Below are 12,887 nucleotides of genomic sequence, written 5' to 3' on the forward strand. Positions count from 1 at the left end.
CATAATGATTGGAATTATCGGTGCCATGCAAGAGGAAGTCCAAATTTTGCGCGATGCTATGACCGAACGCAGAACCGTTGAAATTGCAGGTGCACAGTTTTATGAAGGGAAACTTGAAGGGCAAGAAGTTGTCCTTGTCGAATCTGGAATTGGAAAAGTAAATGCTGCTGTATCAACAGCTATCCTTTGTGATCGCTACACGCCAAAAGTGATCATCAATACTGGATCTGCCGGTGGAATCGGATCAGATTTGAAAGTAGGGGATGTCATCTTATCTGATCGCCTGACATACGGCGATGTTGATGCCACAGTTTTTGGTTATCGCTTTGGTCAAGTTCCGCAAATGCCTGCTATTTATGAAGGCGATCGTGCTTTACTAAAAAAAGCAGAGCAAATATACGAGGAACATTTTAAAGAGACTCGCAATAAAGCAGTTTACGGACTCGTTGTAACGAACGATTCGTTCATTTCACAAGAAACACAAAGAGAGGCTTTATTCGCTTCATTTCCGGATATGTGTGCAGTTGAAATGGAGGCAGCGGCCATTGCTCAAGTAGCTTACCGGTTCAAAGTTCCATTTTTAGTGATTCGAGCTATTTCTGATGTGGCTGACCAAGAAGCCGCGATGTCGTTTGATGAATTTTTAGAAATCGCTGCTAAAGCTTCATCTGAGTCAATTTTAGCGCTCCTGCGTAAAGGTATCTAAACATATAAAAAGAAACGCGACAAGCACCTTGTCGCGTTTCTTTATGCCAATTTAAATATCCTTCGTAAGTTCCAAGAATTCTTCCACATCTTTCATTGTAATATCGACAGCTTCGCGCCAAAAATCGGGTTTTGTAAGGTCGACATCGAGATGTTTTTTCGCTAGTTCTTCAGTTGTCATGGCGCCGGTATCTTTCAAAAGCGCGATGTAAGCATCTTCATAACTTTCACCACTATTCATTGCCCGGCTGTATATGCCAAGCGAGAAGAGGTATCCGAAAGTGTAAGGGAAGTTGTAAAATGGCACATCTGCAATGTAGAAATGAAGCTTAGATGCCCAGAACTGCGGATGATATTCTTCAAGCGAATCCAAGTAAGCTTCACGTTGGGCTTCTTCCATAAGGCGATTCAAATCGTCCACTGAGAGAATCCCTTTCTTGCGCTCTTCATAAAAGCGTGTTTCAAAAAGAAAACGTGCATGAATGTTCATGAAAAAGGCGATACTTCGACCAATTTTATCTTCAAGAAGAGTGATTTTTTCTTCTTTTGTCGCTGCTTCTTTTACGGAAGCATCCGCGATAATCATTTCTGCAAAAGTGGAAGCTGTTTCGGCCACATTCATTGCATAATCTGTGTTTTCATAAGGCTCATCTCGGATCACATAAGAGTGGAAGGCGTGTCCAAGTTCATGCGCCAGAGTGGCAACCGTTGACGGCGCACCATCGTAAGTCATGAAAATTCGGCTTTCTTTTTCTACTGGGAAATCTGTACAAAAGCCGCCTGGACGTTTATTATCCCGATCTTCTGCCTCAATCCAGCGATTTGAAAAAGCATGTTTAGCAAATTCAGCCATCTTGGGGCTAAACTTATTAAATTGCGTCAAAATAAAATCTGCGCCTTCTTGATAAGAATATTTTTTAGGTTCTCCTGAAAAAACGAGTGGGGCTTCAACGTCGTAAAAGCTTAATTTTGAAAGACCGAGTAATTTGGCTTTGCGATTTAAAAAGCTTACAAAAGTAGCTTTGCTGTCGCGAATTACATTCCACATCGCATCAAGTGTTTCTTCCTTCATACGATTGATCGCAAGCGGTTCGCTTAGCACGTTTTTCCAGCCGCGTGTTTCATAAGTTTGTAAGCGAAATCCTGCTAAGTGATTGAGTGTATCAGCAAATAGCCGGCTTTCTTTTTGGAAGCTTTCCGAATAGGCTTTAAAAACGGCTTCTCGTACGTCTCGTTTTGGGTGATTCAGCATATTGAGCGCTTGTCCAGCTGATAAATCTTGCTCTTTTCCGTCTATTGTTACTTTTACACGAACCGTTCCGATGATCGTGTCGTAGTGATCAGACCAGCCTTGATACCCATCAACGGAAAGCGCGTTAATAAGCGCTTCTTGCTGTTTACTGCCTTTTTTACCACGGTTTTCACGGGCTTCGTTTAATACAAAAGCGATTTGACGAAATCCATTTTCCTGTAAAATTTCTTTCCAAACCCGATCTTCGATTTGAATGAATTTGTCGTGCCAATCATCTTGAGCTGTTTGGAGTAAAGCAGCGTAGCCATAAACCCGAGCCGCAAGAGTTGCAGCACGTTCGTCGTGAATATCAGCAGCTTGCAAACATTCCAAGTAAGAGCTTGCATTCATGAATCCCTTTGAGAGATCCGCATTTTGATTAATTAAGAGAAGAAATTCAGCAGCATCATTTTTGCTTTCTGGAACTGCCCATTCTTCCACATTTTTAATAAAAAGATCTAAGTCGTCTTTCAGTGCTTGCAAGGTTTCATGCAACTCTTCTGATGCACTGCCACCTTGATAGATTGAATCTAGATCCCAAACTTCTGAATAGGGTTTTGTCATCCATTTCTCCTCCTTTGATATACAAAAATGTGTAGTCACATTCCGATTTTACTTCTTTATTATAGCAGTATCTCAGGTTTTTTTGTAAAATAAATCAAAACATGATAAAATTTGTAGGTTATCTCCTCTCCGTAAGAAAAGAGGAGCAGAAAAGGAAAATGAGGTGCGGGGTTTGTTAAAGCAATTTTCACCAGATAAAATGCTCGATTCACCATTTGGGATTAGAGCGGAACATTTAAAAAAAAATGGGGAAAACAACGATCTTAACGGATCTTGATAATACGCTTCTTGCGTGGGATGAAATGGATGCGACTCATGAAATTATTAACTGGTTTACACTTCTTGAAGCTTCAGGAATTAAAGTGATGATCCTTTCAAATAATTCCGTAGATCGTGTGGAGCGAGTGGCCAAATCGACTCGAATTCCATTTCTTGCGAAAGCACGGAAGCCGCTCGGAAAGAATTTTAAAAAAGCACTAAAAGAACTGGATTCAACCCCCGAAGAAACCATTATGATTGGTGACCAAATCATGACCGATATTTTTGGCGGGAACAGGCAGAATCTTTACACGATTTTTGTGCGCCCAGTAAAAGAAACAGACGGACTTGCAACGAAATTTAACCGCTTCATGGAGCGGATTATTTTAAAACGACTTTCAAAAAAAACAAAAAAATGGAATGGGAGGATTCGCTTTGACAGAAACACTTAGATGTATTGGTTGCGGTGCCATTATTCAGTCTGAAGATAAATCAAAACCTGGTTACGCACCTCGATCATCCCTTACAAAAGAAAACGTGATTTGTCAGCGCTGTTTTCGTTTGAAGCACTATAATGAAATTCAAGATGTGCCGCTAACGGACGATGATTTTTTAAAGATTTTAAATGAACTCGGAACGAAAAAGGCACTGATTGTCTATGTGGTTGATATTTTTGATTTTGATGGGAGCTGGCTTCCTGGGCTACACCGCTTTGTCGGAAATAACCCAGTTCTTCTTGTCGGCAATAAAGAAGATCTGTTACCCAAATCGCTTAAACGCGATAAATTAACGCGCTGGATGAGACGGCGTGCGAAGGAGCTTGGGCTTCTCGCTAAAGATGTAACGCTTGTCAGTGCACAAAAGGGAACTGGTTTTGAAACGCTTCTTGACCGAATTGAAAACTTGCGAAATGGCAGCGATGTTTATATTGTAGGCTGTACGAATGTCGGAAAATCAACACTCATCAATCAAATCATCAAGCGAGCTTCTGGAGAAAAAGATGTGGTCACAACGTCTCAGTTTCCTGGAACCACTCTTGATAAAATTGAAATCCCACTTGATGGTGGAAATGTACTGGTGGATACGCCAGGGATCATCAATCATCACCAAATGGCGCATTTCATTGGAACAAAAACACTTAAGAAAATCACACCCAAAAAAGAAATCAAGCCGATTGCTTATCAACTTAATGAAGAGCAAACCTTGTTTTTTGGTGCTCTCGCACGACTGGATTTCACATCTGGCCGAAGAAGCTCGTTTATCGTTTATATGTCGAACGACTTAGAACCACACCGCACAAAACTTGCGAATGCTGACCATTTATACGAAACGCAAAAAGGTGATGTTTTGGCACCACCGACGGGAGAAGAAGCAGCGGAACTTCCTGAACTTGTTCCACATCCATTCACTATTCGCGAAAAGACGGATATCGTGTTTTCTGGGCTTGGATGGGTAACTATTCCTGAAGGCGGCGTGAAAGTGACAGCTTGGGTGCCAGAAGGCGTTTCTGTCTCGGTCCGCGAACCGCTCATTTGAGGTGAACCAAATGAAACATTTCGCTGTTATTGGAAACCCGATCGCTCATTCACTTTCACCGATTATGCAGCAAGCCGCTATTCAACATTTACAGCTCGATGCTATTTATACGCGTAAAAAACTTAGTGAAGAAGCTTTTGATCAAGAAATAAAAGAATGGCTTCGTTCTGATATAGACGGTTTTAATGTCACGATTCCTTTCAAAGAACGGATTATTCCTTACCTTGATGAAATCGATGACTTTGCATTAAAATGTGGAGCCGTAAATACAGTCGTTCGGTACGGAAATAAATGGACCGGTTTTAATACAGACGGACAAGGCTTTTTGGAAGGACTCGCTGAAAAAAGACCGGTAAAAGAGTCAGATCATGTGTTAATTGTTGGAGCTGGAGGAGCAAGTAAAGGCATTTACCTTGCGCTTAAACAAGCCCATAATTGTGAAGTGAGTGTTACGAACCGAACAGTTGCAAAAGCAGAGCAGATGCTAGAACCAGGGAGTCAGGATAGAGCGATCTCGCTCAAAGAAGCAGCGAAACAGCTTTCCAAGTTTACGATTATCATTCAGACAACATCTGTAGGCCTAAATCCTGAAAAAGCAGATTTGCCGCTGCAGCTTGATTTACTAGCTCCAGGTACACTAGTAGCAGATATTATTTATAATCCGTTTGAAACAGCCTTTTTACAAGAAGCTAAAAAAAAGAGGTGCAATAACGCAAAACGGCCTTGCAATGTTCGTTAATCAAGGGGCGCTTGCGTTTAAACTTTGGGCAGAAGAAAATCCGGATCGAGCTGTCATGCGGCAAGCCGTACTCGATTCATTTGAGGAGGAAGAGAAATGCTAACTGGACCGCAAAAGCGCTTTTTACGCAAAGAAGCCCATGGATTGCAGCCGATTTTCCAAGTTGGAAAAGGCGGCGTTAATCCTAATATGGTCAGTCAAATTAGCGATGCTCTTTTAGCGCGCGAATTGTTGAAAGTTTCTGTGTTGCAAAATTGTGAAGTTCCAAAAGAAGAAGTTGCAGAAATGCTTAGTGAACGAACTGGAAGTGAACTTGTACAATTAATCGGTCGAACGATCATTTTGTATAAAGAATCTCATAAAAACAAACAAATTGAGCTGCCTTAATCAGCTGAGGTGATAAAAATGACGGGAAAAATTGGAATACTTGGAGGTACTTTTGATCCGCCACATATTGTCCATTTGATCATTGCAAACGAAGTCTATGCGCAACTTGGCTTAGAAAAAATCATTTTTTTACCCAATAAAATTCCGCCTCATAAAAAGGAAAGCGGGTTTGTAGAAGCCGATGAACGAGTTCGCATGCTTAAACTCGCAACAGCGTCCAATCCACATTTTGAAGTGGATACTCGGGAACTCTCCCGTGAGGGGAAAAGCTACACGTTCGACACTATGCTTGAAATAACTCAGGAAAGCCCAGAACAAAGCTTTTATTTTATCATTGGCGGTGATATGGTTGAATATCTGCCTAAGTGGTATAGAATTGAAGAACTACTTGAACTGGTAACGTTTGTTGGTGTCAATCGACCTACGTATTCCTTGAACTCCGAGTATCCAGTTTTGGATGTAACGGTTCCAGAAATGGATATTTCTTCTTCACTGATTCGTGAAAAGTGCCAGAAGAAAAGCCCGATTGATTATTACGTTCCTGAAAAAGTAGCGGATTATATAAAGGAGCATCATTTTTATGAATCGTGAGCAAATGTTAGAGAAAATTAAGCAAGCAATGCCAGAAAAGCGATTTCAACATACATTAGGGGTAGAAAAAACAGCACTCCTATATGCAGAAATTTACGAGGAATCAACAGAAAAAGCGAGCATTGCGGCTTTGTTACATGATTATGCGAAATACTATCCAGATGATCAAGCTGAGAAACTAATTCGCGAAGAAAACATGGATCCTAGACTTTTGAAATATAGTCGTGCACTTTGGCATGCACCAATTGGCGCATATCTAGCTAGAGAAGAATTCGGCGTAACGGATTCTGAGATTTTGGAAGCTATCCGAGTTCATACAACTGGGAGTACGAAAATGAACAAACTTGATAAAATTATATTCTTAGCCGACTACACAGAGCCAGGCCGCGATTTTCCTGGGGTGGAAGAAGCACGAACGCTTTCAAAAAAGTCGCTTGATGCGGGTATGTTGTTTGCGCTTCGCCGCACAATCGCGTATCTTTCGGATAAAGAGCAACCGATTTTTCCAGATACATTTGATAGTTATAATACTTTTGCATTTTTAAAACAAGAAGGAGATGTTGAACGATTTGAATAGTCATGAAGTATTGATGCTTGTTGCACGCGCAGCAGATGATAAACGTGCGGAGGATATTCTTGCCTTAAACATGCAGGGACTTTCAAGCATTGCGGATTATTTTGTGATTTGTCACGGTAATTCGGATAAACAAGTACAGGCGATTGCACGAGAAATTAAAGACAAGGCTCAAGAAAACGAGATTGAAGTAAAACGTTTAGAAGGTTTCGATGCCGCTAAATGGGTATTAATTGATCTGGGTGATGTCATTGTTCACGTATTTCACCGTGACGAACGCTCTTATTATAATTTGGAAAAACTATGGGGAGATGCGCCACTAGAAAATGTGTCGGAGGCTTTTTCCTATTAAAAAAGCAGGAAAGCAGCGAGGTTGATCTTGCTGCTTTTTTGAATAGAAAGGGAGAGAAAAATGAGTTATGAATTTTTTCCAGTCGTTTATGATGAACTAATGGACGGGGAGCTCTATGATGCTTGGGCGGAATTTGCTTTAAGCCATTTGCCGGAAGAAACACATTCTTTATTAGACCTTGCTTCTGGAACGGGGGAGTTTTCTTTGCGCATGGCACTCGCTGGACTTCAAGTTTCGGGTTTAGACTTAGCTCCTGAAATGGTCAGAGTATCAAGAGAAAAATTTGCTCAAATTGACCTTGAAATTCCAGTTGTCCAAGCTGACATGACTCATTTTGATTTAAAGCAAGAATTTGATGCTGTAACCTGCTTTTGCGATTCGCTCAACTATCTAGAAACGGAAGAAGCAGTTCGCGCTTCCTTCCAAAATGTGTATAAGCATTTAAAAAAAGATGGCACTTTTCTTTTCGATGTTCATTCTATTTACAAAGTGGATCAAGTCTTTGCAAATTATAGTTACGGAGAGGGAGATCCTTACATTTCAACCATCTGGAATTCCTTTCCCGGTGAGCATCTGCATTCTGTTGAACATGAGCTGAGCTTTTTCATTCAAGAAGATGAAAAAGACTGTTACATCCGAAAAGATGAGTTACATAAAGAACGCACCTTTCCCATTTCAACGTATAAAAAATTTTTATTAGAAGCAAATTTTTGTGATATCCAAGTTTTTGGAGATTTTAGCGATGAAAGTCCAAATGAAAAAACAGAACGCCTCTTTTTTAAAGCCAAGAAATAATTTTTTGGCTTTTTTTCTTTTTTGACAGTTGCAGGAGGAATAAAAGAGCTTGTGTCGAATAGAGAAGCAAAAGGAGGCACTTTACATGCTAAAAGATTTCTATCAAAAAAATCCAAAATGGTGTTTAATCGGGGCAGGTGGTTTGATCTGTGTTCTCATACTGGGTTTCTTTTTCTTTTATCATGCAAATGGAGAAGAAGTAGAGGTCAAATCGCAACAAATAACCGAGCAAAAAGAAACAAAAACACAAAACGAGCCAGCAAAAAAGGAAGAAAAGAACTCTGTTGTGTTTGTGGATGTAAAAGGAGCCGTACGTAATCCTGGGGTCTATCAAATTCCGAAAGATGGTCGTGTGAAAGATGCGATTGATCGAGCTGGTGGCTTGTTAAGTGAAGCTGACCCAAGCTCAGTCAATTTAGCTCAAAAGTTAAAAGATGAAATGATAGTAGAAGTGGTTAAAAAAGGTGAGAAGGGGTCTTCAGCATTAGCAGGAACCACTACTAGCACTACCGAAAAAGCAGAATCAGAAAAAGTCAATATCAATCAAGCAACCGCGCAAGATTTGGAGCAAGTTCCGGGTATTGGGAAAGCGAAAGCAACTGCGATTATTGAATATCGCGAAAAAGAAGGTTTGTTTACAAAAATTGAAGATTTGACTCAAATTTCTGGGATAGGCGAAAAAACGCTTGAAAAATTAAAAGCTTATTTAGAGATTTAGATTTGATTGACGCTTGTTCACTAGCGAATTATACTATTTATAAGAGACGAAAGGAGTCGAAAAGATGAAACGAATTGAATGGGATCAATTTTTCATGGCACAAAGTCATTTAATTTCAACACGAAGCACATGTACACGTTTAATGGTTGGAGCAACTATTGTTCGGGACAAACGAATGATTGCAAGTGGCTACAATGGGTCAATTGCTGGAGGAGATCACTGCACAGAAAAGGGTTGCCTAATTGTTGAGGGACATTGTATTCGGACGATCCATGCAGAGATGAATGCACTATTACAATGTGCGAAATTCGGAGCTTCTACCGATCAAGCAGAGCTTTACGTCACTCATTTTCCGTGTGTAGCTTGTTGTAAATCAATTATTCAAGCAGGAATCAAAGCAGTTTATTATGCCAAGGACTATAAAAATAATCCATATGCCATTGAATTGTTCGAACAAGCTGGCGTTATTGTCAAAAAAGTGCCTTTTGATCATGAAATCTTAAATGATGGTCTGCTTTCCAAACAACAAATGTTAACGAGCATAACAGAAGCGATCAATGAAGAAGGTTTGCCGGAAGATAAAGCACAAAGCTTACTTCAATCCATTGAAGGCAAATTGTAAAAAACATAAAGGGGAGGAAATAGATTATTGAACACTTTGCCATTTCTAGCGTTGTTGCCGTCATCTTTGGTGTTCTAGGCTTTTACTGGACTCCTCTTTTTCTTATTGCAGGTTTGCTATTTAGCGGTTATCTACTTAGTTGTAAGCAAAGAAAACAAGCGCTTGTTTTCTTTTGTGTTTTAATATTTGCATCGGGTTATTATTTTTTGATAGATACATTTAACTTCTCAAAACATGAACTGACAACGAAATCAGCGACTGTTCGTGTTATTCAGTCTCTGCAAATTGATGGAGATCTTTTTTCAGCTATCGTGGATGTAAATCAAGAGAAAAGTGTATTACGTTACCGAATAAAAAGTGAAAAAGAAAAAGAACAGCTTAAGAAAGTTCGTTACGGTTCACTTATTCAGGCTACAGGACAATTAGAAAAACCGGGAGAGGCACGGAACTTCGATCAATTTGATTATGCTAACTACCTTAAGCGCCAAAAAATCCATACTGTTTTTCAAGCTGATCGGTTAGTACTTGTCGGAGCTAAGCAATCCTTCTCTTCGAAACTAGAAAACTTCCGCTTAGATTTACTAGAATACACGCAGAAACATTTCAGTAAACAAGCGGCACCATATGTAGCAGCTTTGATCATTGGAGATAAGTCAAGTTTTGATCAGGAACTTTATGGAGAGTATCAGAAACTCGGTGTCGTTCATCTTTTAGCGATTTCTGGACTTCATGTCAATTTGTTTATTGGATTTTGTTATTTTTTAACTTATTCGGTTTGGCGTTACAAAAGAAACCAGTCAAACGATTTTATTTTTTATTTTACCTTGTTATGCTATGATTGCCGGTTTAGGAGCTCCAGTCATTCGAGCATGCGGAATGACTTTGCTTGTCTTACTTGGAAAAAAACTAAAACATCCAATTTCTCCTATCTGTGCAATTTCACTTGTCTTTGTTGCAAGCTTTGTTATCAATCCTTATGTTTTATTTAATGCAGGTTTTCAATTGTCATATGCAGTGTCTTTTGCCATTTTGTTAGGCTCACCACTTATTAGTAGAGCACGTAGTCATTTTGGAAAAGGACTTATTATTTCTGTTATTTCTACACTTGCCTCTGCACTTATCTTGTTATTTCATTTTTTTTGAATTCTCTTTGATCGGCATTTTCCTCAACATCCTCTATGTTCCATTTTTTTCTAGTTTTCTGGTTCCATTTATTTTTGTTTGTTTTCTCTTCTCAAAAGTTCCTATCTTAGCTACTTTTTTAAATGGTTTGCTTGATTTTTCGGTAGCTGTAATGGAACAAACTACTAAAGTCTTTCAAATTTTTGATGGAACTATGTTTACAGCAGGGAAACCAAGTGAGGTATTCACTTTACTTCTTGTTTTAGTTACATTACTTATTTTTCTATATTGGGAAAAACGATATTTTAAACGGACTTTTTGCCTTACCATATTATTTTTTTCTGTGTGCCAAACTCAGTAATTTTCCATTTTCTGGCGAAGTGCGCCTCATAGATGTTGGTCAAGGAGACAGTATTTTAATCCAACTTCCTCAAAATCAAGGCACATATTTAATTGATACAGGAGGACAAATAGATTTTCCAAAAGAAAAATGGCAAAGGCGAAAGCATTCATTTTCAATTGGAAAAGATCTCTTGTCCCCAGTTCTTAAGTCAAGAGGAATCAAAAAGTTAGATAAAGTTTTTATAACACATGCTCATGCCGATCACATGGGGGCGCTAAAAGATCTTGCGACTGAAATTAAGATAAAAAGAATCTATATCGCAAAAAATGCGGCAAAGAAAAAAAATTCTTAAGGAAGCGCTCCAAGAGTTAAAAGGTATTCCTATAACAGAACTAAAAAAAGGAGATCAAATAGGGAAAGAATATCTTTTCCAAGTTTTGTCACCATATAGAGAAGTGGCAAATACAAATAATAATTCACTTGTGTTAAAAGCTAAATTAGGCGGATTAGTCTGGCTTTTCACAGGAGATGCTGAAAAAGAAATTGAGCAAGAACTGCTAAAGACAGAAGAAATAAAAGCAGACATTCTTAAAGTAGGGCATCACGGGAGCAAAACCTCCTCGACACCAATGTTTATTGAAAAAGTAAAGCCACAATTTGCTCTCATTTCTTGTGGCGTGAAAAATCGATTTGGTCATCCAAATGAAGAAACTCTAGAAACCTTACAAAAAAATAACATCCAGATTTTGAGAACAGATCAAAATGGGATGATTGTTTATCGCTTTTTTAAAGGATTTAAAACGAAGTTGCAATAAATGCTTGAAAACGAAGATTAGTTCGATTACGATTAGTGAAAGAGGTGGATAAAATTGATAAAAGAGTGGAAAGCCATTGAACAAAAGAAATTAGCGCAAGTCTATCTCATTATTGGTGTTGAGGATTATGTTATTAACCAAACAAAAGAAAGACTAGTAAATGCCGTTTTAAAAGAGGATGAACAAGAATTTAATTATGCTAATTTTGACTTGGAAGAAACCCCCATTGAAACGGTGATGGAAGAAGCAGAAACCCTTCCTTTTTTTGGCGATAAAAGACTTGTAATCGCAAGCAACCCTACTTTTTTAACAAGTGAAAAAACCAAAAATAAAATCGAACATCAAACATCAAGACTTGAACAGTATTTGGCACAGCCTGCAGATTACTCGATTCTTTGCTTTGTTGCGCATGTTGAAAAGTTAGATGAGAGAAAGAAGTTAACCAAGTTACTAAAAAAAACAAGCTGTTGTGATCGAAGCTAAACGACCAAGTGAAGCTGAATTTTTAAAATGGATTGAAACAAAAGCGAAGGAAAATGGCTTCACTCTTGAACAAGCAGCTGATAAACGATTGATGGAGCTAACGAGTGGAAATCTCACTACCGCGATGAATGAACTCGATAAATTAATGCTTTATGAGTTTGAGTCAAAAAAAAATTACGCTTCTTGATGTAGAAAAGCTTGTCGTTCGTTCGCTTGAACAAAATATATTTTTATTGCTGGATAAACTTATCGCACGGGATACGGCTGGAGCGCTTCGAATCTATTATGATCTGCTCAAACAAAAAGAAGAGCCTATTAAAATTGTGGCACTTGTTGCTAGCCAGTTTCGTTTGATGAATCAACTACAACTTCTTGAGAAAAAAGGAGTGAGCGCACAACAAGCGGCTGGTATCCTAAAAGTACATCCATTTCGAGCAAAAATGGCGGCGAAACAAGCGCGTGGGTTTAGTAAGGAAGAGCTCGACTTTGCTCTTTTAAAGCTAGCGGCTAGTGACTTTGAATTAAAAACGGGTTTTGGAGAGAAGACACAAAAACTGGAATGGTTTTTATTTGAATTAGAAGACTTTAGAAAAGCAAAAAGGGCCTGATCAGGCCCTTTTTGACAAACAAAAAACACCACAACCGTGATGTTTTCATTGCTTACTTGATTTTAGCTGCTAAGCGAGATTTATCGCGAGCTGCTTTATTTTTATGAATCAAGCCTTTGGATACAGCAGTATCGATTTTTTTAGAAGCAGCTACGAATAATTCTTCTTTATTGTCAGCATTGTTTGCTGCAGCTTCCTCTACTTTTTTGATAGCTGTACGCATCGCAGAACGTTGAGCAACGTTGCGGTTGTTGCGAGTTTCAATTGTTTTAACACGTTTGATAGCAGATTTAATATTTGGCATTCCATTCACCTCCGTCCAAACTAATCGAGGTAGTACTTATTTCAAACATACCCTTTAAAATACTTCAGAACAAATGCTAT

The 12,887-nt window shown here is 38.9% G+C and carries 14 protein-coding genes and 5 pseudogenes; 17 read left to right on the forward strand and 2 right to left on the reverse strand.

Features of this window, described 5'->3' with window-relative positions:
- Position 1 precedes the first annotated feature (1 nt).
- Entirely contained in the window at positions 2 to 706 is a 705-nt protein-coding gene (locus tag MAQA_RS09605) for a 5'-methylthioadenosine/adenosylhomocysteine nucleosidase (RefSeq protein WP_036073742.1), read from the forward strand.
- 51 nt (positions 707 to 757) lie between these two features.
- Here MAQA_RS09605 and MAQA_RS09610 read toward each other — a convergent pair whose 3' ends face one another.
- A complete protein-coding gene (locus tag MAQA_RS09610; protein WP_036073450.1) occupies positions 758 to 2,560 on the reverse strand; it encodes a M3 family oligoendopeptidase in 1,803 nt (600 codons plus the stop codon).
- A 172-nt stretch (positions 2,561 to 2,732) separates the two neighbouring features.
- On the opposite strand from MAQA_RS09610, the pseudogene MAQA_RS09615 reads away from it, so the two are divergent.
- The 16 genes and pseudogenes from MAQA_RS09615 (at position 2,733) to holA (ending at position 12,503) form a co-directional block, all read left to right on the forward strand.
- Positions 2,733 to 3,257, forward strand: a pseudogene (locus MAQA_RS09615) (YqeG family HAD IIIA-type phosphatase).
- Positions 3,254 to 4,354 carry a ribosome biogenesis GTPase YqeH gene (yqeH, locus tag MAQA_RS09620; RefSeq protein WP_036073453.1) on the forward strand — a complete coding sequence of 367 codons (1,101 nt, stop codon included), beginning with the start codon at positions 3,254 to 3,256 and terminating at the stop codon, positions 4,352 to 4,354. The pseudogene MAQA_RS09615 and the gene yqeH overlap by 4 nt, the downstream one beginning before the upstream one ends.
- A 10-nt stretch (positions 4,355 to 4,364) precedes the next feature.
- Positions 4,365 to 5,196 (forward strand): annotated as a pseudogene (aroE, locus tag MAQA_RS09625) (shikimate dehydrogenase).
- Positions 5,190 to 5,480: a ribosome assembly RNA-binding protein YhbY gene (gene yhbY / locus MAQA_RS09630; RefSeq protein WP_036073456.1), complete on the forward strand. Its 291-nt coding sequence runs from the start codon at positions 5,190 to 5,192 to the stop codon at positions 5,478 to 5,480. The pseudogene aroE and the gene yhbY overlap by 7 nt, the downstream one beginning before the upstream one ends.
- Positions 5,481 to 5,498: 18 nt before the next feature.
- Positions 5,499 to 6,071 carry a nicotinate-nucleotide adenylyltransferase gene (locus MAQA_RS09635; RefSeq protein ID WP_036073459.1) on the forward strand — a complete coding sequence of 191 codons (573 nt, stop codon included), beginning with the start codon at positions 5,499 to 5,501 and terminating at the stop codon, positions 6,069 to 6,071.
- On the forward strand, positions 6,061 to 6,648 hold the full coding sequence (gene yqeK / locus MAQA_RS09640) for a bis(5'-nucleosyl)-tetraphosphatase (symmetrical) YqeK (protein WP_036073461.1): 588 nt from the start codon (positions 6,061 to 6,063) through the stop codon (positions 6,646 to 6,648). Before MAQA_RS09635 ends, yqeK begins: the two co-directional genes overlap by 11 nt.
- Positions 6,641 to 6,997 carry a ribosome silencing factor gene (rsfS, locus tag MAQA_RS09645; protein ID WP_036073463.1) on the forward strand — a complete coding sequence of 119 codons (357 nt, stop codon included), beginning with the start codon at positions 6,641 to 6,643 and terminating at the stop codon, positions 6,995 to 6,997. The genes yqeK and rsfS overlap by 8 nt, the downstream gene beginning before the upstream one ends.
- A 60-nt stretch (positions 6,998 to 7,057) precedes the next feature.
- Positions 7,058 to 7,792, forward strand: coding sequence for a class I SAM-dependent DNA methyltransferase (locus MAQA_RS09650; RefSeq protein WP_036073464.1), 735 nt, complete (start codon positions 7,058 to 7,060; stop codon positions 7,790 to 7,792).
- Positions 7,793 to 7,877: 85 nt separating this feature from the next.
- Positions 7,878 to 8,510 (forward strand): ComEA family DNA-binding protein, encoded by a 633-nt coding sequence (locus MAQA_RS09655; protein WP_036073469.1) that lies wholly within the window; start codon positions 7,878 to 7,880, stop codon positions 8,508 to 8,510.
- A gap of 64 nt (positions 8,511 to 8,574) precedes the next feature.
- Complete coding sequence (locus MAQA_RS09660; RefSeq protein ID WP_036073472.1) at positions 8,575 to 9,132, forward strand: ComE operon protein 2; 558 nt, start codon at positions 8,575 to 8,577, stop codon at positions 9,130 to 9,132.
- A 62-nt stretch (positions 9,133 to 9,194) separates the two neighbouring features.
- A pseudogene (locus tag MAQA_RS16765) lies at positions 9,195 to 9,626 on the forward strand (ComEC/Rec2 family competence protein); the annotation flags it as partial.
- Between the two features lie 141 nt (positions 9,627 to 9,767).
- Positions 9,768 to 10,275, forward strand: a pseudogene (locus MAQA_RS16770) (ComEC/Rec2 family competence protein).
- Entirely contained in the window at positions 10,238 to 10,615 is a 378-nt protein-coding gene (locus tag MAQA_RS16625; protein ID WP_420911943.1) for a ComEC/Rec2 family competence protein, read from the forward strand. Before MAQA_RS16770 ends, MAQA_RS16625 begins: the two are co-directional and overlap by 38 nt.
- A 19-nt stretch (positions 10,616 to 10,634) precedes the next feature.
- Positions 10,635 to 10,949 carry an MBL fold metallo-hydrolase gene (locus MAQA_RS16630; RefSeq protein ID WP_052008560.1) on the forward strand — a complete coding sequence of 105 codons (315 nt, stop codon included), beginning with the start codon at positions 10,635 to 10,637 and terminating at the stop codon, positions 10,947 to 10,949.
- On the forward strand, positions 10,924 to 11,412 hold the full coding sequence (locus MAQA_RS13800; RefSeq protein ID WP_052008561.1) for a ComEC/Rec2 family competence protein: 489 nt from the start codon (positions 10,924 to 10,926) through the stop codon (positions 11,410 to 11,412). The genes MAQA_RS16630 and MAQA_RS13800 overlap by 26 nt, the downstream gene beginning before the upstream one ends.
- A 54-nt stretch (positions 11,413 to 11,466) precedes the next feature.
- Positions 11,467 to 12,503: pseudogene (gene holA, locus MAQA_RS09670) on the forward strand (DNA polymerase III subunit delta).
- Between the two features lie 52 nt (positions 12,504 to 12,555).
- Here holA and rpsT read toward each other — a convergent pair.
- Positions 12,556 to 12,807, reverse strand: a complete 252-nt coding sequence (rpsT, locus tag MAQA_RS09675) for a 30S ribosomal protein S20 (protein ID WP_036073473.1) — start codon at positions 12,805 to 12,807, stop codon at positions 12,556 to 12,558.
- Positions 12,808 to 12,887: the final 80 nt, after the last annotated feature.

It is taken from the genome of Listeria aquatica FSL S10-1188 (assembly GCF_000525795.1).
Classification (GTDB): Bacteria; Bacillota; Bacilli; order Lactobacillales; family Listeriaceae; genus Listeria; species Listeria aquatica.